This window comes from Vibrio scophthalmi (assembly GCF_040869025.1).
Lineage (GTDB): Bacteria > Pseudomonadota > Gammaproteobacteria > Enterobacterales > Vibrionaceae > Vibrio > Vibrio scophthalmi.
Map to the genome: position 1 here is coordinate 163,040 of NZ_CP134272.1, position 18,269 is coordinate 181,308.

Consider the following 18,269-nt stretch of genomic DNA (forward strand, 5'->3'; position numbering starts at 1 on the left):
CAGTTATGGCTTTACCTAAGTTAGTTATCCACACGCTCAGGCCGTACGTTATACTATTATCACTCGGTATGATTTACTTGGCTTATCAGCAGTTCAAAACATCCGAACAAGATGCTGATATGCAGTCACTTGCTAACCTTAATACCGCCTCTAGCTTAGTTGCTACTCAAATCGAAGCCGCCTCCAGCAAGCTGTTCCTGTTAGATAACACGACATCTCTGACGCAATTCAACAACACGGCAAAACGCATTCTCAAGCACTCTCCTTTGTATGCCGATGTGATCCATGTAAACCAAGAAACTGGCCAATATCGTTCGGTGTCACTGCAATCGACCGATGCTGAGCGCAACACAGACATTATTTGGACACCATTGGTCAAATTGTCCGCCAAATTAGCGGTTTCTTCTCTTTATGAGAAAAAGCCCGGCTATTGGGTATTTGCAGTTAAATACACTCCGGATAGTGACAATCAAATCTGGCTTGAGTTCGATCTTATGCATACCACTCAAAGTCTAAGAGGTTTACGAACGCTCAACGATGGCTATGTGTTTGTGATTGATCGTCATACTGAACGCTTAATCTTTCACCCGGATCCAAGCCGTATTGGCTCCCCTTCTGTGAGCTATCATGGCGGCATTAGCGCCTTGATTGATTCCGGGCAACAATTTGGCCATTACGAATACTATTATCGTGACCAATTTAAAATCACCGTATTCGATACCGACAATGCCTTTAACTGGGTCTTCATCTCCGGAACAGATCGATCTGATATTCTTGCCTCTTCTTACCAGTTTGGTTTGACGGCCATCTTTATCGCTTCGTTACTGTTAATCTCAGGTTCGATTGCCTATTTGATTCGCCAGCTTAATCAGTCTTTGTCAACACTTAACCGCCAAACAGATTTAGTCCAATTCAAGCAGCAATTCCGCCATATTCTTGATCGTTTCGTCTCTCATCAAGGCGTGCAATTTTGTCTATATGATCGCGATAGCAACCAATTTAGTACTGTCGACTTTCACGGTAACAGCCGTGTGGTCATGTGTGATAACCCACTGGCACAACACTTTTCTCCGGGCGTCATCGACTACCAAAGCAAAGCGCATACTGATCCGTTAGCCAAAAAACTGATGATTCAAGCCCGTCACTATCGCTTACCTCTGTTTAGCAAAGATGAATTGATCGCGGTGGTATACATACAAGCAATGATGCCAACGTATCGCACTATCGTACGTATGATCTGTGATTACTCAGAAGTGGCTTTAGCGAACTTATTACTGCACAAGAAATTGCTTAGTAAAGATGTCATGACGCAGTTGGATAACAAGCACATCATGCGTGAAGCGATTGACCACAACATCGATAACCAGCATGTCTTTTTTGCTTTGATTGATATCGACCGCTTCAAGTTGATCAACGACAATCACGGGCACAAATGTGGCGACAAAATCATCCTCGCCACTGCAGAATTGATGCAAACCTGCTTTGCCAAGCCGAAAGCAATTAGTCATGCGCGTTATGGGGGGGATGAATTCTGCGTCTTGTTCCATGCCAATGATGAAAATGACGCCTATGACCAATGTGATTTATTTAGGCTGTTGATCGAAAAGCACGCCTATTGCTATAACGGTGAGAACATCCATTACACCATCAGTATGGGTGTCACTCGGGTTCGTGACAGCCAACATATCACCGTCGGTAATGCCGACAAGGCGATTTCTCAAGCCAAAGGGCTTGGTCGAAATCAGGTGGTATTAAACACATTCTAGTGTGAACTGACTAAGGAGGCTTCGCCTCCTTTTTTATCACGTGAGTTTGGCCTAAGAGTGCGACACAAACATAGATTATCACCGCTATTGCTGCCAAAATAGACCTAACTCGTAGCGCAAAGGAGCCATGCGTGACCCAACCTAAAATATCCACTTCTCAGCTGGCCAAACAGCGCAATATTGATGTTAAACAACTGTTCCATGACCTAAAACACGCCGGTTATATTAATCGCAGTGAAGAGAATTGGGTGCTGACCGAACTGGGCCGTAGATTCGGCGGAGAATACCTCCAACACCCCAAGTTTGGTCAATACATTATTTGGCCCGAGAACCTGTTGATCGACGATGCACTGACGGATGGAAAACAGCTCACCGCAACGCAGATCGGTGAACGCTTTCAACTCAATGCTAAAAAAATTAATCAACTACTCAGTGAGTTGGGTTGGATCAATAAAACAGACAGTGGGTGGCATGTCACCGCATCCGGCTTAACGCACGGCGGTCAGCAACGTGTTGATAGCCAAAGCGAGCAACACTATGCCCTGTGGCACGATACCATCGTACACAATCAGCGCTTAAAACAGACGGTAATAGAATTTTTAGGCCAAGATGCGCAAGCCAATGCGACCGATAAGTCATTTTCTAATTTCCAGCAAAAATTTGCCGCCAAACATCGCACCTTAGATGGCCATTATGTTCGCTCTCGCGGTGAGTTAATCATTGATAACTGGCTCTATATGAATGGCATTGTTCACGCTTATGATCGCCCATTACCGATTGAACAAGAACAGTTGTGTGATTTTTATCTCCCGACAGGGAAGGTGTATCTGCAATATTGGGGCGATGATCAAGGGCCGACTGACGAGGTGAGTAAACAGACAATCAAAACGCTCTACCAACAGCACCAGTTCGCTTTAATTGAAGTTTGTGTCGATGAGATCGATAGACTCGATGAGGTGTTACCCAACCAGTTACGTGCGTTTGGTATTAGAGCTTACTAAGCAGACTTTTAGCTATAAAAACGCCGCTATTCAGCGGCGTTCTGTTTGTTACGGATCTTGTCTATCAATAATGTCACAATAGACTCAGCGACGAATTGAGTAACGAGCTGCAGCCGCTTCTTCTTTCGATACCACGGTTTTACCAATCGGCGCGAGTGAAATCACCGCCAGTTTCAAATGCTGTAAAGCAAATGGAATACCGATAATGGTCACAAAACATGCGACGGCTGAGAGAATATGACCAATCGCCAACCACACGCCAGCCAATAGGAACCAAATCACGTTACCAACAACACCCAACGGGCTGGTACCAATATCCATTTCATTGGTTAACTCATCACGAGAGATCGCCTCTTTGCCGAATGGGAAAAATGAAAAGTTCCCCATCACAAAGCAGGCTCTACCCCATGGAATACCGATAATGCTGATGAACGCAAGCAGACCGAACATCCACCACATTAGACCCATAAAGACACCACCGAATAAAAACCAAATGATGTTACCGAGTGTTCGCATATTTTTACCCTCTTTTAAAAAATGATAATACAAAACATAGAGAGTGAACGGGATTCATCTAATGCCCAGTAGCTTATGGTCTATCGCCAAGATGATCAACCAAACAGACACTACTAGTATTCATAAATTACATGAACCTAATATGAATTATAACGCCATTATCCCTTGCCACACCGCCGTTGCCCCACTGAGGGAGCATAGCACCAACGCGCCAATTCGAATTTTTTCCTTTGGTAGCGAGCCCGTTGTCGCTCGCGCTAAGCGATAGCCCAAATAAGCCGCAGGCAACAACGGAATAGTGATCCAAAGATGATGCGTATTTAAAAAGCCAACCGGTATTTGCACACACAATGAAATAATCGAGCTGAAAACAAAGAACGCCGATAGATTACCACGCAACTGATTCGCTTCTTGATGTTGCAGCAACAGTGCCATTGGTGGACCGCCAATCGCGCTACTGGTACCAAAAAAGCCTGAGAAAAAACCGGCAATCCCCATACGTGTTGGGGTCGGTTCAATTCGCACAGGCAATAGGCTGACTAATACAGCGAACAGCACCAAGATACCCAACCATAAGGCCAGCGCATTACCAGAAACCATCACGAGTAAAGCACCACCAGCAATCGATCCAGGAACGCGACCAATCAGCGCCATTTTTAGGCCACCAATTTCAATACTTGAGCGGTATTTCAAGGCATTTAACAATGAGATGAACAATGCCACCAAGCAGATCGGCGCTGGTACATAGTCAGGAGAAACCAAAAATAACAGCGGTGATGCGACGATAGCCAAACCAAAGCCAATCGAGGTTTGCACAAATGAGCCAACAAAGATCAAAAATGCCGCAATCAGGGCCTCAGAGGTAAGCCATTCTGAGAACATGGGTAACCACAAACGATAGATAGAAAGAGAGCTGAGTATAACCCAGCTCTCTAAAATATCGGTAATATTACGCTTAATGATTATGCCGTTGCTAATCGCGTGACTGGCTTGTCATTAATGGGAATATGAAGTAGTGCCGCGATGAAGGCTAATACGACTGTCGACCACCAAATTGGCTCATAGCTACCGTAGTAATCATAAATACGGCCACCCGCCCATGCACCAAGGAAGCTACCGACTTGGTGAGTAAAGAACACCAAACCATACAGGGTTGATAGATAACGAGCACCGAAGATCTGACGCACCAGCCCTGAGGTCAGCGGCACTGTGCCTAACCAACAAAAACCAATCGCGGCACCAAAAATAGCCGCCGTGTTTTCTGTGATCGGCAAAGTAACAAAACCCGCGATCACCACAGTTCGCATCAAATACAGCGCAGACATCACATAGCGCTTATTAAAGCGATCACCCATCACACCCCAGAAGTACGAACCAAAGATATTGAAAATACCGACGTAAGCCAAAGCCATTGCCGCACTTGATGCTGGCAAGTGTTTATCGGCTAAGTAACTTGGTAAATGAGTGGCGATAAACATCACGTGAAAACCACACACAAAGAAACCCGCATGAATCAACCAGTAACCACGGTGATGAAATGCTTCTTTGATTGCCTGACTCAGCGTAAGATCATCCTGGCCATTTTGATTGTTCGCCACATTATTACTTTGTGCTGTTTTCATAAATAAGCTCAACGCCATGATCACAGTACATAGCACCGCGAACACCTGCATCGCTTGCTGCCAGCCAAAATCCATCAGTAACCATTGGGCACCAGGTATGACCGCAAACATACCAAATGAACCCGCCGCAGTGGTTAAACCAAACGCTTTTGCCGCATGTTCAGCGGGTACCACTTTAGCCACCGCCCCCAAAACAATCACATAACTGGTGCAGCTTAGACCAAGGCCAACTAACGCTCCCAAAGAAACATATAACATGCTCGCTTCAGAGGTAATTGAAGTTAAATAAAGACCCAACGCATAAGAAAGTGCACCTAAAAAGATAATGCGTTTTGAACCAAATTTGTCTGCTGCCATACCAATAAATGGCTGAAAAGCACCAAACAGTAAGTTTTGCAAAGCGATAGCAAAACTAAAAAACTCTCGCCCCGTTTGAAAGTGTTCAGAAATGGGCATCATAAAAATGCCAAATGACTGACGAATACCAAGGCTAGTGATCAAAATGCCGATCCCTAGCCAAACCAATAATGGAAAGCGGAAAATACTCATAATATGTCTTAATAACTTATCGAAATGATCTGGCCATCAGTACGCGATTTGGCCAGTAAATTAATGGTGATGCGAATGGGCATCTGACTCAGGAGTGCCACTTTGTTGATGGCATCCCATGTCTACGGCTTGCTGAGCAAGCAACTCAAGTAACGGCTCGCTATGATGAACTGCAACGAGCGTCAAACCCAGCAACAGCACCATTCTGGTTAACTGAGCTTTCAGCGATTGTGAGAACATACAAAGTCCATGAGGTAAAAAATGAGCGCGGAGTTTAGTGGCCAAGGCACTAAGTTACTAATGATATTTCGTCAGCTAGTCTATGCATGATTTGCATAGACTATTAAAAATTAAAACCTAGAGTGCATATAAAACCACCAACCAATGCAAGTTATCAGCAGAATGGCTTTATTATGAGCCTATTAAGTCGAACCCTTCATCGAGCCATCCCGTCACACCACCAATCATTTTCTTCACCGGACGCCCAAGCTTAGCTAAGCGAATCGCGGCTTTCTCCGTACCGTTGCAGTGCGGCCCAGCACAATAGACTACGAACAGGCAATCTAGAGGGTACTCAATAAGTGCTTTCTCATTTAAACGGCTATGAGGAATATTCACCGCGCCAGCAATATGCCCTTGAGCGAATAATTCATTACCCCGTACATCGACCAAAATAAAGTCTTGTCTTTGATTGGTGAGCGCATGATGCACATCCCAACAATCGGTTTCGAACTCTAATTGAGCACTAAAATGACGCAATGCTCTCTCGCTCTGTGCGGCAGGAACCCTTGATACGGCACTCGACATAACTTCTCCTTGTGTCTCGTCTATCGATTATCGTTTAGCTTAATTACCTGCCACCATTATTCCTCTTTGAACACATCATCACCATTGGCTTTCAAGTCAAGGTTCGTTAATATCAAGCCAAGTTAATGACATGTTAAGGACGACAATCATGCGCGTGGCGATACTTTCACACCCCGACATCTCCTTCTTCGAACTGGGTTGCGCGGTTGAGATGTTTGCGCTATCTCGACCTGAATTTGAACATTGGTATGAGGCAGAGGTCATCAATCTCATTGACCAAGCCATCACGACGACAGGTGATATCGTGATGAAAACCAAGCATGTGACTGATCTTACTGATTACGATATGTTAGTGATTCCCAGTTGGCCAACCCACACCGCTGACATTGATCCAAAAACAAAAACCGAAGTACTGCGGTTTGCGCAGCAAAATAAACGCATCATTTCATTTTGTTCTGGGGCATTTTTACTCGGTGAACTGGGTCTTCTTGATGGTAAACAAGCGACCACGCACTGGGCGTTTGAAGCGCGATTTCGTGAACGATTTCCACGAGTTAACTACGCCAGTAATGTACTGTATGTGTTTGATGGTCAATATGGCTGCTCAGCGGGCAGCGCGGCAGGGTTAGATCTCGGTCTTGCGGTGGTTAGACAAGACTTTGGCTATACCATTGCCAACCAAGTAGCAAAACGTTTAGTGGTCTCAGCTCATCGAAATGGTGGCCAAGCGCAATTTGTCGATACGCCAATGCTACAAGTGCCCAACCAGTTTTCAGAGTCACTACAGTGGGCGAGAACCAATCTGGACCAGTTCATCAGCATTGATTTGATGGCAGAAAAAGCCAATATGTCACGCAGGACCTTTGATCGAAAATTTCGCGCCAGTATGGATTTGACGCCGCAAGAGTGGCTAATCATACAGCGCACTGAGTTAGCCAAAGGGCTACTGGAGAGTGATAACGGCAGTATTGAACAACTTGCCGTGCAATCGGGCTTCAATAATGCCGAGAGCATGCGCCATCATTTTCGCCGCGTGGTGGGCATCTCTCCCAAGCAATATCGCGCCCAGTTCAATCGCTCAGCATAAACGATCACCGACACTCAGGCCCAAGGAGAACCATCAAGTGGAACACCGGCTGATTATCAAATTTTATTTGAAACTGGTTTAAGCGAAGGCACGTTTTCTATTGGCCCATCAAAGATTATGCTTAGTACCGAAAACAGAGCGTCGGCCAGCCGTTATCGCTTTGACAGTTTGAGCAGAAAGATAAATTGAGGAGTAGTCGATGACCAAATTAACCATCGTGGCCAATATCGTCGCACATGCAGATAAAATTGAATTAGTAAAAAATGAATTACTGAAATTGATTGAGCCGACACGCAAAGAAGCAGGCTGCATCAATTACGATTTACATCAGGACAATCAAGACCCTGCGCATTTTGTCTTTTACGAAAACTGGACGTCAGAAGCACATTTACAAACGCACCTAGCCACAGAACATATCGCTCAATACGTCCAAGCGACGCAAGATGCGATTGTTAGCTTTACGCTAAACAAGATGACCCACATCGGTTAGATTATTGCGAATACAACAATCCCTGCCAATAAGCAGGGATTGATTTCAACATCACAAAGCGTGGCTACGCCTGATTCAGCACCGTGTTTTTGAGCACTTGCATCACACCCGCTTCAATGTTGCTCGGCGCTCGGAAACGAGCTAGTTTTTTCACTTCTGGGTGGGCATTTTCGACGGCATAAGAGTGGTAACTCGCCTTCAACATCTCTACGTCGTTGAAGTAGTCACCAAAACTCATGGTTTGTTCATAAGTAAAACCAAGCGTCTTTTGCAGATGTTCTATTGCTGCGCCTTTCGAAGCCTCAGCATGCATAATATCAAGCCAAATTCGGCCACTGACCACCACTTGGTTGGTTGCGCCAAATTTTGCATTCATCGCTGGGAAGACAAACTGTTCAGTACTATCAAAATGACAAATCGCGACTTTAATAAACTCATCGTCAACGTCCAACAAGTCTTCCACATACTGACAAGCATGGTAGTACTTGCTCAACTCTGCTAACGCAGCCGGATCTTGGGTTTCAATATAGGCAGAATTTTTTCCACACAACACCGTATAAGCGCCTTTTATCTCACGCGCCGCGAGCACGACTTCACGCGCAGTACGGGTATCTAATGGGCAACTATACAGCTCTACCCCATTATGCATTACAAAAGTGCCATTTTCCGCGATGAATATCATCTCATCTTGAATGGGTAAAAATGTTTGTTTCAAACTCGCGTATTGGCGACCGGACGCGGCGGCAAAGATGATACCTTGCTCGGTGAGTTGGCGATAAAGATCAAAAAACTGAGGATCGAGCTGAGACGATTCATCAAGCAGTGTGCCATCCATATCAGAGGCAATAAATTTGATGTTATGTGAAGACAATTCTGGAGACATTGATGCAAACTCTTGTAAAAGCGAAGCATTGAGATTGCGATATCTACCTAGAATTGTAAACCCCTAAACACGGCAAAGTTCCCCTCTGAATTTATCCGCTTTTTAGCTAGCGCCCATTGCACAATCGGTTTGTGACAACAAATGGTAATCGTTCAATGACTCGACTGAAAATTGAAAGCGGATCTGCTTACACACGGTCTTCTGATCATCAACATATTCAATTCTCGCATCTGCATACGCGACACCATCAAATGCGCTGTTGACGGTTAATGTCGTGTGATAAACCGGATTATCTTCACTATGACTAAGTGGATTGAACCAATTCTCACCATACGCAATCTGCAACACCATTCCTTTGGCGCGCTGCTCGATATACTGTGGTTTAACCACCCAATGCTGATAACTAAAATAACCGATAATCAACAGTAGCAGCGTTACTACAGACACACTTTTACTCATCGCTCCCTCTCCTTCAATCCATACGATAAACAAAACGTCGTAATGTTAAGGAAATTATTGATACAACTCTAACTTGTCGGTTGTTTCTGCGAAATAGCCCGGGTTAATCAACATAATTACGCTTAACGTGAACATCAAAAGAGAGCTGATGGGAGAGAAATTAGACCATGGTCAGCAAGGGGCTCTGACTGAATCGGCGAGCCGTCAGAAAACTCGGCACACAAACACCTGATAAAAAATAAGGCTAGGAACAAAACCTAGCCTTATAGATCAAACGTTGAGTACATAATTGAAGCCTGACGACAATCGCAAAGCCATCAATTCATGTTTAAATCACTAGCAACTTAACGTTTCACGCATCTGCATGTGCTCTGTTTCAGACAAGTTATAGAATTTTAAAATTAGGCCTGCAGCAATACAGAATGCCAGTGGAATGTAGCCAAAAAGCACCACAACGCCAGTCACGGCCTCTTGAGTGATCCCTACTTCTGGCGCATAACCAAACCAGCCCAACACTAAACCAGTGACAATGCCTGACAATGCCATACCCAATTTTTGACAGAAGCTAAAACTTGAGTAAACCAAACCCTCGGCACGAATACCGGTTTTGTATTCGCCGTATTCAATTGTGTCTGGCAGCATTGCCCAACCCATCGCCCAAGTGTAAGCGTTGACAATACCTTTGATCGCGATGATCACGAAGTAGACTTCCACCGAGTTAATGGTGTAAAAGTTAGCCACAAACAACAGGTGAATGAATCCATACACCATGATAGCGGCCATTGCGGTCGGCTTTTTGCCAAAGCGTTTTGTCGTATGAGGAACAATAAACGTCCCCAAGAAGGTCGTTACGGTACCGACCATAATCGACGCACCAATCAAATCAGGGCGCTGCATCGCATGCTCTAAGAAATAGATATTGACCGAGAACGAGATAAATCCAGCGGTCAAAATCAGCAAGAACACAATAGAAAGCACAATTAGAGGTCTATTCTGAGCAATGGCCGCCAATCCTTCTTTCACAGTATGGTTCGCTTTCTCACTGACCACGACATGACGCTCTTTGGTTGTCGCAAATGTAACCCAAAGCAGTACCGTAGAAAGTAGGGCTGCGAAGCCGATTGCATAGCGGTAGCCCAACAACTTGTCACCTTCACCGAAGAACTCAACCAATCCGCCAATTTGAGCAACAACAAGCCCAGAAATCACGGCGAACATGACGCGAACTGCAGTGATCTTAGTTCTTTCTTCGGGATCATTCGACATTGCAGAGGTCAGTGCTGAATACGGTATATTCACCAACGTATACGCCAAGCTAAGCATGATATAGGTAACCGCTGCATAAGCGATTTTACCATTCATGGTCATGTCGGCAGGAATCGTAAAACAAGCAAAAGCCGAGATACCTAAGACAACAGAACCAAATAGTAAGTAAGGCTTGAAACGACCATATTTAGTATTCGTTCTATCGACGATCATACCCATAACAGGATCTGATACGGCATCGATAATACGAGCAACTAAAAATATCACACCGACTGTCGCAGCATCGATAAATACGATATCGGTATAGTAGAACATCAAATAGGCCATTACGGTTTGAAATATAATATTACACGCTAAATCACCAACCCCATAACCCACTTTTTCTTTAAGTGAAACTGCCATTACACACCTCGATAAATTGAATAACCAAATGGTTCAATTGAATCTGTAATATCTTGACCTAATATATTTTCGAAAAGACTAAAGTCATAATTCACTGCGTGAGACTCATTACTCAAATTTATTACCACAATGAATTTTTCGCTTTCATTACTTCGCTCAAACATAATCACCTTGTCATGAGAAGGTAATAACGTAGTTTGACCAAACTTCAAACAGCTTGACTCTTTTCTTAATGCCAATAGGTTGCGATAGAAATTCAATATTGAGGATGAATTGCCTTGTTGTTCTGCTACGTTTATTTCACCTTTATTATTATTTACATCTAACCATGGTTGAACATGACTAAAACCAGCATATTGTTCATTAGTCCATTGCATTGGTGTTCGAGCATTATCTCGACTGGCTAACTTAACTGTTGCTAGCGCTTCGCAGTTAGTATGTCCTTTCGCGATAAGTTCGTTATATTTGTTAACCGTGTCAATATCATTGTATTTTTCGATAGTGTCGAAATAGCAATTGGTCATGCCAATTTCTTCACCTTGATATAAAAATGGCGTGCCATATTGCGTTAGGTTTAATACGGCAAGGGCTTTCGCTGATTGCTGCCAATACTCACCATCATCACCAAAAAGGGAAACTTGGCGTGGCTTATCGTGATTTGAAAGGAATACCGCGTCCCAAACACCCTGTTCTTGTAATTGAATTCGTCTTTCGATTTGCTGCTTGTAGTAGCCAATCAAATCGCTGTGAAACACCTCAACTTCCGGTGGCACAAAGACGATACTCATTTGAAACTCGCCCCTTTCAGGTAAGGTATAGCGAAGCACTTCTGCGGTATCGACTGCGTTGATCTCTCCTACAGAAAACGCGCCCCTTTGATGAATTTGCTCCATAAATGAACGGATGTATTCATGGCCAATCTTCTCGTTATTACACGGCAACGTGGCAAACACATCTTGATCAGGGAGAGCAGCGAAATCCTGTGGTTTTTCTAAGAAGGAAATAGCGTCAACTCTGAAACCATCAACACCCTTATCCAACCACCACTTGATCATGGCATTAATATCATCACGCAATGCCTTATTCGACCAATTAAGATCCGGCTGTTTTTTGCTAAAGATATGCAAATAGTATTGTTGACGCTCTTCGCTCCATTCCCATGCTGAACCCTGAGGGATCCCCTCATAATTTCCCCAAAGCACAACCATGTTTGAATAGATTTTGAGCAAGCAGGGTTGCAGCCGCGAGCAAGTCTTCCCTCGTTATTGTGTAGCCAGAATGCCGCAAAACTTCCATCCCTAAGCGCACTGTTGAGAGTACATTTCGATTTTTGACAGTGTTAGCTTGGAAGTGCTTATCCCAACCTTGTTTCTGACCATGAACTCCAGCAAGCCAAAATGTCAGTTGAAGCATTAGGGCGATTAGCAGCATGATATCAAAGCGCTCTGAGCTGCTAGTTCGGCTATGACGGAGGCCTAAACCGTAGGCTGGGCTTTTCAAGTCTCGGAAGGTTTCTTCAATTTGCATACGCTTCGAGTAGAGCCTAACAAGTTGCTTTGGTGTTCGGATTTCAACGGGCAAGTTAGTCGCTAAAACCCATGGTTCTTTTGTCGAAGCGGAGTAGATTTTAGGTGACGGATGATGACAATTAGTCCGTGTCGAACGCTGATTTTTTCGGCCTTTAGGACGTGATTTATACAGTGCAATTTGACATGAAATTGGGTTGCTCTTAGTCAACCTCTTATAGCCTAAAGTCTTTGAGCGACTTGAGGATATGCTATGTAAGTTGCTGATAGGTTGCCAGTTTTCCGCACCTAAATCTGCATATTGCACTTTCCCTCTGACTCGACTTAACCAGTACCAACCTAGCTTTTCAACGGATTTATACCATGGCACTTTAAAGCCAGCATCACTGACAATGAGCGGTGTAGTGTTACTCGGTAGAATGCTTGCAAGGTCGGCTAGAAATTGGTCATGAGCCTTCTTTGAACATTGCTCTGAAAGCGGAAAGGCTTTCTCATAAAGAGTAATAGAACGACCATGTAGTGCCACCGAAGCCCGCAATACCATAAGCCGTTTTTGCTCACGAATATCAGACCAGTCAACAAGAACAATGGGCATCGAATTACCTGAACAGATAAAGCTGGCATGCCAACGGTATACAGCGAGTCGCTCTTTGTGCAAGTGACGATTACCTAACAATCTGTCGATTCGTTTGATGTTATGTTTTGTTCTGGCTTTCGTTGGCAGGTTACGACCAAGTTCGGTAAGAGTGAGCGTTTTACATTCAAGTAATGCGTGGCAAGCCAGCGTTAAACTGTTGAGTCGTTTTAAGTGCAATTCAGGGCAGAATTGGTAAAGAGAGTCGTGTAAAATATCGAGTTCGCACATCTTGTTGTCTGGTTATTGATTTTTCTCAGAACCATTTGATCACATGACAAGATGTGCATCTACCTTAAATTTATGATTTTTATCAAAATCATTAGGGGATTCCTCAGTGCTGAACCACCAAAGACTGACTTCCAATTATTAGGTTCATCAACCCAATGAAAATAATCTGAATATGGATTATCACGGGACTTCTTAGATTCAATAAACCAATTATGCTCATCAGAGCAATGATTTATAACTAAATCCATAACCAATTTAATATCACGACGATGACATTCTGCAAGGAGTTGGTCAAAATCCTCCATGGTGCCAAAGTCTTTCAATATGCTTTGATAGTTACTAATATCGTAACCATTATCATCGCAAGGTGATTCATAAATAGGACTTAACCAGATGGTATTGATGCCAAGTTCTAATAAATAGTCTAACTTACAAATAATTCCTTGTAAGTCACCTATTCCATCAGAATTAGAATCATTAAAACTACGAGGGTAGATTTGATAAACAACAGATTGCTTAACCCACGGATGCATACACGAACTCCAAATAAATATTTAAAGAACGAGCGATAATCTTAGATTTGCCTCAAGGATGAGTGATAATCGAATGACTTGTCTCGATTTAGACGTATAGGATTAGCGATTTTTCCATTTTTGAATGTTAACTAAATCACACCAATGTTACTGAGTAAATAATTAGTAAGGAACTTGATCTTACATCACAAATATTGCGCATAAGATTAACCAACGACATGATCACGCTTATTAAACCTGAACCTTGACTATTTCCTATGCAGTAAAAGTAGAAAGATCGACAGTAAGTAATAAGTTGATATCTATTTTCTCCCCGCATGACAAAAATCGCATCTATATTTATGTTAGCCATAGGGTTACAAACATTCGCTCTGAGCACCCTGAATGCAGAACCATCGCCGCTAAGGCTCATTTTTCAACTTCTCTGCATTTATCAACGATTACGCTAACTTTCACTGCACGTTTTTACTTGATTGTGCAATTCAAAGTGATCTTTTGTGAATTTTGGTGACGCTTCAGATGTCGTTTTGAACAAAATTTGCTAGATATTTCATCCATTCATCAGCTTTGTATTACATCCATGAGCGAACTAGGGTATAACGACGCCATGAAAATACCGAAACGAATACAGCCCCTAGTTGACGATGGTTTGGTCGATGAAGTGACCAGCCAGTTAATGAGTGGCAAAGAAGCCTCAGTGTATATAGTACGCTGCGGTGAGACGATCCGCTGTGCCAAGGTTTATAAGGAAGCAACTCAGCGCAGCTTTAAAAAAGCCGTGGCCTACCGAGAAGGCCGCAAAGTCCGTAATAGCCGTCGCGCTCGTGCGATGGAAAAAGGCTCAGGCTTTGGTCGCGAACAGCAAGAGAAGATGTGGCAAAGTGCGGAAGTGGATGCTTTATACAAGCTGGCCGCTGCCGGTGTACGTGTCCCTGTGCCTTATGGCTGTTTTGATGGCGTCTTACTAATGGAGCTAGTCACCGACGAGGAAGGCTATGTTGCCCCACGTCTGAACGATGTCGAGCTATCTGCCGAGCAAGCACTCCGAGACCATAAAACCATGATGGGCTATGTGGTCAAAATGCTTTGTGCGGGTTTGATCCACGGTGACTTATCTGAATTTAACGTACTGGTTGATGAACAGGGCCCGGTGATTATCGACCTACCACAAGCGGTCGATGCGGCAGCGAATAATAATGCAGAATGGATGTTAACCCGTGATATCAACAATATTCGCGACTATTACAGCCAGTTTGCACCAGAACTAAAAACCACCGAATATGCCAAAGAAATGTGGGCTATATTCGAGAAAGGTGATTTAACACCTGAAACTGAATTAACCGGTCAATTTACCGAAGTCGATACCGTGGCCGATCTCGCCACCATCATGCAAGAAATTGATGCCGCGCGTGATGAAGAGCGCTACCGACGCGAACGCATCAAAGAAGCCAAAGATGGCATTGATGAAAGCAAATTTAACTGGGCAGAAGACTAAATGACATTGTCGCTAGAGTAAATTTAGCGACAATTTCGCCTCACAATACGCCCCTCATCACTGCAAGCACAAAAAGTCGCACACTGACTTAAAGTACACCGTAAACACACGTTACTTTCCGTCTTTGAACCTTCCGCTTTCATCCTACACTGCTAAGACAATATTTGCTCATTAGCCCCTCTGCATGTTATCAAATAACTCGGCGTTACCTACATCACGGCTCTGGGATGCCCCCATTTCATCTTGCTTCACGGTTTTCAGGGCGACAACAACAAGGATTGATATGACTGCCACACAATTTCTCAACGATCTCAATGCACGCTATTTGATCATCCATCGCACCAAAGAGGACTGGTTTTGGGATACCTACATGGGGCTAAGCGACGATCACCCCGCAGCGGCCAAAGCGCAGACGCAATGGAGCCAATTTCTCAGCAGCGCTGACAACCTCAAGCAAGTAAAACAGCAACTTGAGCTCGCGCAAAACATCGAAAATGCTGATGAACGATCCACCACCACCCATGGTCTGACGGGTTGGCTAGCGGTATTTGAATCACATGCGATTGAAGAGCCACAAACCGCACAACAACAAGCAGATTTAATCCAATTCGAAGCTGAGTTGTTTAAAGCAAAACAAGCGCACGTGATGCATTACATCAATGACAATGGCGAGCAAGTCGAAGGATCTCTACCGGTGCTTGCCGCGGCTGTACGCACCAGTAATAACGAAGCAGTACGTCAATCCGCTCATTCAGCTTTTATTGAGTTAGAACAATGGCTGCTGCAAAACGGCTTTATTGATTTGGTTAAGCGTCGTAACCAGTTTGCGCGCGCACAAGGTTTTGCCAACTACTTCGATTATTCTGTTCGAAAAACGGAACATATGAGCAGTGATGAACTGTTTGTCATTTTGGATGATTTTGAACAGCGCACCCGCCAGAGCAACCTTGATGCCCTACAAGCACTAAGCGAACAAAAAGGCCGCCAAGCACTGCTGGGACATAACTTCGTCTACGCCTATTCCGGTGATGCAATGCGCGATCTCGATCCTTATGTGCCTTTCTCTCAATCGCTTCGCCGTTGGGTCGACTCGTTCGGTCGTTTGAATATTGATTACTCGGGCGCTGAACTAACGCTAGATTTACTCGACCGTAAAGGAAAGTATCAAAACGGTTTTTGCCATGGCCCTGTGCCCTCATTTTACGACCAAGGCGCATGGATTGCGGCGAAAGTTAACTTCACCAGCAATGCAAAACCAGACCAAGTTGGCAGCGGCTACAGCGGGATTAATACCTTATTCCATGAAGGAGGTCATGCAGCACACTTTGCTAATATGAAGCAAAACGCGCCTTGTTTCTCAATTGAATTCGCCCCAACGTCAATGGCGTACGCCGAAACACAATCAATGTTCTGCGATAGCTTGTTAAACGACGCAGATTGGCTAAAACGTTACGCCTTTAACCATCAAGGGGAAGTCGTACCCGACTCTGTGATTGAAGCCATGACGAAAAGCCGCCAGCCTTTTAAAGCGTATGAAGAACGCTCTATTTTGGTTGTGCCCTATTTTGAACGTGCGTTATATCAGTTAAGTGACGATGAGTTAACCGCCGAGAACATTACAACACTTGCTCGCGAAACAGAGCAGCGCATTCTGGGTTTAGCATGCAGTCCTCGACCACTGTTGGCGATCCCTCATTTGTTGTCGGATGAATCCGCCTGCTCTTATCAAGGCTATTTGCTGGCACACATGGCAGTCTATCAAACTCGCGCATACTTACTAGCAGAGTACGGTTATCTCACTGACAATCCTGCTATTGGGCCATTACTTAATCAACATTACTGGCGTCCAGGCAACAGCCTCACGCACAATGAGACCATTGAAAGCCTAACCGGCGAAGGCTTCAATGCTAAGTATCTGGCGGATGTTTGTAACTTATCCGCGGAAGAAGCTTGGCAGGTTCAGCAACAAAAAATGGCACACGCCAGTCCCCGACCTCAAGGCGTTCCAGCGGATCTCAATGCGAAAATTACCGTGATTGATGGCGCGCAAACCTTAGCCAGCAATCAACAGTCGAGTGAAATGATGTGTCAGCAATTTGAGCAATACATCAAACATCATTACGGCTGCTAAGATGAGAGTAAAACCGCTTTAATGCAACACTCATGATTAAGACCGCCTTAGGGCGGTTTTTGTTTATAACGTCAGTTTTATGCAAGATTCAGCAAAGTATTTCCGTCAGATAATACCCAGTAGATGAAATAAAGCCGCCACTAACCTGCGTTTACACAACTCATAGCAGAAAGGCATTACTTCCTTAAATATCAAAATGTTAACTAATAACACTTGAGGTTACCATCAGCTTTATTCAACAATATATTGAGAATATTTTACCCATTTAGCGCATTCACCGCTTGTCGATTTTGAAACTCAGGCTTATGATGAGCGCGAATCATAGTGTGAGTTATTGTATGCGTGAGCAGTGGATTAAACGGTGTCGGATGTTGAGCGTTATGCTTAGCTTGCTGCTCGCCTGTTTTTCAGCTAGCGCAGCATTAGCCGCTGGTGACGCCAATGCGCCAATCACCAAACCGCTATTGACCCAACCGATTCAAGTTATCATTCACCACGATAGCGCCGAGCATCACGCTACCTCAAGCCCAGTTCACAAACTGCATATTGAGCATCGTGCGCCAGCTAAATCACTCTCTCCTAGTCTTGCTTCTATTTTACGCAATGGCTCATTTATCCCAGAGCGCCTGCACGAAGCAGAACCTAGCTATGAGCTTGTATTCGAATTTAGTGATACTCATGCACAAACATTGCGCTGGAGCGTTTATTTCGCGCTCGACCAATGGCATGACTGGACACTGCACCCACCTGCAACGTCACATCGTATTGCTGGCTGGAAAGAATCCAACCTCCTCTATCGGTTTATAAGCCAAGCCGACGCTTAACTTTTTCTCTCTTGCCCTTTTTTGGGTTCAATTTGTCACACCTCTTG

17 protein-coding genes and 1 pseudogene are annotated in these 18,269 nt (G+C 44.3%); 7 read left to right on the plus strand and 11 right to left on the minus strand.

All coding sequences use genetic code 11. The features are described from left to right. Positions 1 to 68 precede the first annotated feature (68 nt). Entirely contained in the window at positions 69 to 1,766 is a 1,698-nt protein-coding gene (locus RJD38_RS15630; RefSeq protein ID WP_065546829.1) for a sensor domain-containing diguanylate cyclase, read from the plus strand. Between the two features lie 131 nt (positions 1,767 to 1,897). Then, the gene (locus RJD38_RS15635) at positions 1,898 to 2,767 is read left to right on the plus strand and encodes a glycerol kinase (RefSeq protein ID WP_065546523.1); all 870 of its coding nucleotides are present in this window, start codon (positions 1,898 to 1,900) and stop codon (positions 2,765 to 2,767) included. Between the two features lie 84 nt (positions 2,768 to 2,851). Here RJD38_RS15635 and RJD38_RS15640 read toward each other — a convergent pair whose 3' ends face one another. The 5 genes from RJD38_RS15640 to RJD38_RS15660 all read right to left on the minus strand — a co-directional run bounded on the left by RJD38_RS15640 (position 2,852) and on the right by RJD38_RS15660 (position 6,261). Then, complete coding sequence (locus tag RJD38_RS15640; protein WP_005599907.1) at positions 2,852 to 3,283, minus strand: YccF domain-containing protein; 432 nt, start codon at positions 3,281 to 3,283, stop codon at positions 2,852 to 2,854. Positions 3,284 to 3,430: 147 nt separating this feature from the next. Continuing rightward, positions 3,431 to 4,165, minus strand: coding sequence for a sulfite exporter TauE/SafE family protein (locus RJD38_RS15645; protein ID WP_009385488.1), 735 nt, complete (start codon positions 4,163 to 4,165; stop codon positions 3,431 to 3,433). 80 nt (positions 4,166 to 4,245) lie between these two features. Continuing rightward, positions 4,246 to 5,454, minus strand: coding sequence for an MFS transporter (locus tag RJD38_RS15650; RefSeq protein WP_005599903.1), 1,209 nt, complete (start codon positions 5,452 to 5,454; stop codon positions 4,246 to 4,248). A 60-nt stretch (positions 5,455 to 5,514) separates the two neighbouring features. After that, complete coding sequence (locus RJD38_RS15655; RefSeq protein ID WP_005599902.1) at positions 5,515 to 5,694, minus strand: hypothetical protein; 180 nt, start codon at positions 5,692 to 5,694, stop codon at positions 5,515 to 5,517. A 171-nt stretch (positions 5,695 to 5,865) separates the two neighbouring features. Continuing rightward, on the minus strand, positions 5,866 to 6,261 hold the full coding sequence (locus tag RJD38_RS15660; RefSeq protein WP_065546524.1) for a rhodanese-like domain-containing protein: 396 nt from the start codon (positions 6,259 to 6,261) through the stop codon (positions 5,866 to 5,868). A gap of 148 nt (positions 6,262 to 6,409) precedes the next feature. Here RJD38_RS15660 and RJD38_RS15665 point away from each other — a divergent pair, with 148 nt between their 5' ends. Together RJD38_RS15665 and RJD38_RS15670 are read left to right on the plus strand one after the other, a co-directional pair. Further along, entirely contained in the window at positions 6,410 to 7,348 is a 939-nt protein-coding gene (locus RJD38_RS15665; RefSeq protein ID WP_065546525.1) for a helix-turn-helix domain-containing protein, read from the plus strand. A 199-nt stretch (positions 7,349 to 7,547) separates the two neighbouring features. After that, complete coding sequence (locus tag RJD38_RS15670; RefSeq protein ID WP_065546526.1) at positions 7,548 to 7,838, plus strand: putative quinol monooxygenase; 291 nt, start codon at positions 7,548 to 7,550, stop codon at positions 7,836 to 7,838. A gap of 64 nt (positions 7,839 to 7,902) precedes the next feature. On the opposite strand, the gene RJD38_RS15675 is transcribed toward RJD38_RS15670, so the two are convergent. The 6 genes and pseudogenes from RJD38_RS15675 to RJD38_RS15700 all read right to left on the minus strand — a co-directional run. Beyond that, complete coding sequence (locus RJD38_RS15675; protein ID WP_065546830.1) at positions 7,903 to 8,709, minus strand: Cof-type HAD-IIB family hydrolase; 807 nt, start codon at positions 8,707 to 8,709, stop codon at positions 7,903 to 7,905. A gap of 114 nt (positions 8,710 to 8,823) precedes the next feature. After that, the gene (locus RJD38_RS15680) at positions 8,824 to 9,180 is read right to left on the minus strand and encodes a hypothetical protein (protein WP_065546527.1); all 357 of its coding nucleotides are present in this window, start codon (positions 9,178 to 9,180) and stop codon (positions 8,824 to 8,826) included. A 336-nt stretch (positions 9,181 to 9,516) separates the two neighbouring features. Beyond that, positions 9,517 to 10,848 (minus strand): MFS transporter, encoded by a 1,332-nt coding sequence (locus tag RJD38_RS15685; protein ID WP_005599891.1) that lies wholly within the window; start codon positions 10,846 to 10,848, stop codon positions 9,517 to 9,519. Then, positions 10,848 to 12,050: an alpha-amylase family glycosyl hydrolase gene (locus RJD38_RS15690; protein WP_367971658.1), complete on the minus strand. Its 1,203-nt coding sequence runs from the start codon at positions 12,048 to 12,050 to the stop codon at positions 10,848 to 10,850. Before RJD38_RS15690 ends, RJD38_RS15685 begins: the two co-directional genes overlap by 1 nt. Continuing rightward, the gene (locus RJD38_RS15695; protein ID WP_032073033.1) at positions 12,031 to 13,239 is read right to left on the minus strand and encodes an IS4 family transposase; all 1,209 of its coding nucleotides are present in this window, start codon (positions 13,237 to 13,239) and stop codon (positions 12,031 to 12,033) included. Before RJD38_RS15695 ends, RJD38_RS15690 begins: the two co-directional genes overlap by 20 nt. A gap of 107 nt (positions 13,240 to 13,346) precedes the next feature. Further along, positions 13,347 to 13,772 (minus strand): annotated as a pseudogene (locus tag RJD38_RS15700) (alpha-amylase family glycosyl hydrolase); the annotation flags it as partial. 607 nt (positions 13,773 to 14,379) lie between these two features. Here RJD38_RS15700 and RJD38_RS15705 point away from each other — a divergent pair. From RJD38_RS15705 to RJD38_RS15715, 3 genes are all read left to right on the plus strand, one after another. Then, positions 14,380 to 15,267 carry a PA4780 family RIO1-like protein kinase gene (locus tag RJD38_RS15705; protein ID WP_005599889.1) on the plus strand — a complete coding sequence of 296 codons (888 nt, stop codon included), beginning with the start codon at positions 14,380 to 14,382 and terminating at the stop codon, positions 15,265 to 15,267. Between the two features lie 283 nt (positions 15,268 to 15,550). After that, positions 15,551 to 17,398: a M3 family metallopeptidase gene (locus tag RJD38_RS15710; RefSeq protein ID WP_065546529.1), complete on the plus strand. Its 1,848-nt coding sequence runs from the start codon at positions 15,551 to 15,553 to the stop codon at positions 17,396 to 17,398. 368 nt (positions 17,399 to 17,766) lie between these two features. Further along, positions 17,767 to 18,222 carry a hypothetical protein gene (locus RJD38_RS15715; protein WP_005599887.1) on the plus strand — a complete coding sequence of 152 codons (456 nt, stop codon included), beginning with the start codon at positions 17,767 to 17,769 and terminating at the stop codon, positions 18,220 to 18,222. The last annotated feature ends 47 nt before the right edge of the window (positions 18,223 to 18,269 follow it).

Coding starts and splice junctions, on each gene's coding strand:
- RJD38_RS15630 (WP_065546829.1), top strand. CDS start 69: ATGATTTACTTGGCTTATCAGCAGTTCAAAACATCCGAACAAGATGCT.
- RJD38_RS15640 (WP_005599907.1), bottom strand. CDS start 3,283: ATGCGAACACTCGGTAACATCATTTGGTTTTTATTCGGTGGTGTCTTT.
- RJD38_RS15645 (WP_009385488.1), bottom strand. CDS start 4,165: ATGTTCTCAGAATGGCTTACCTCTGAGGCCCTGATTGCGGCATTTTTG.
- RJD38_RS15650 (WP_005599903.1), bottom strand. CDS start 5,454: ATGAGTATTTTCCGCTTTCCATTATTGGTTTGGCTAGGGATCGGCATT.
- RJD38_RS15655 (WP_005599902.1), bottom strand. CDS start 5,694: ATGTTCTCACAATCGCTGAAAGCTCAGTTAACCAGAATGGTGCTGTTG.
- RJD38_RS15660 (WP_065546524.1), bottom strand. CDS start 6,261: ATGTCGAGTGCCGTATCAAGGGTTCCTGCCGCACAGAGCGAGAGAGCA.
- RJD38_RS15665 (WP_065546525.1), top strand. CDS start 6,410: ATGCGCGTGGCGATACTTTCACACCCCGACATCTCCTTCTTCGAACTG.
- RJD38_RS15670 (WP_065546526.1), top strand. CDS start 7,548: ATGACCAAATTAACCATCGTGGCCAATATCGTCGCACATGCAGATAAA.
- RJD38_RS15680 (WP_065546527.1), bottom strand. CDS start 9,180: ATGAGTAAAAGTGTGTCTGTAGTAACGCTGCTACTGTTGATTATCGGT.
- RJD38_RS15685 (WP_005599891.1), bottom strand. CDS start 10,848: ATGGCAGTTTCACTTAAAGAAAAAGTGGGTTATGGGGTTGGTGATTTA.
- RJD38_RS15695 (WP_032073033.1), bottom strand. CDS start 13,239: ATGTGCGAACTCGATATTTTACACGACTCTCTTTACCAATTCTGCCCT.
- RJD38_RS15705 (WP_005599889.1), top strand. CDS start 14,380: ATGAAAATACCGAAACGAATACAGCCCCTAGTTGACGATGGTTTGGTC.
- RJD38_RS15710 (WP_065546529.1), top strand. CDS start 15,551: ATGACTGCCACACAATTTCTCAACGATCTCAATGCACGCTATTTGATC.
- RJD38_RS15715 (WP_005599887.1), top strand. CDS start 17,767: ATGTTGAGCGTTATGCTTAGCTTGCTGCTCGCCTGTTTTTCAGCTAGC.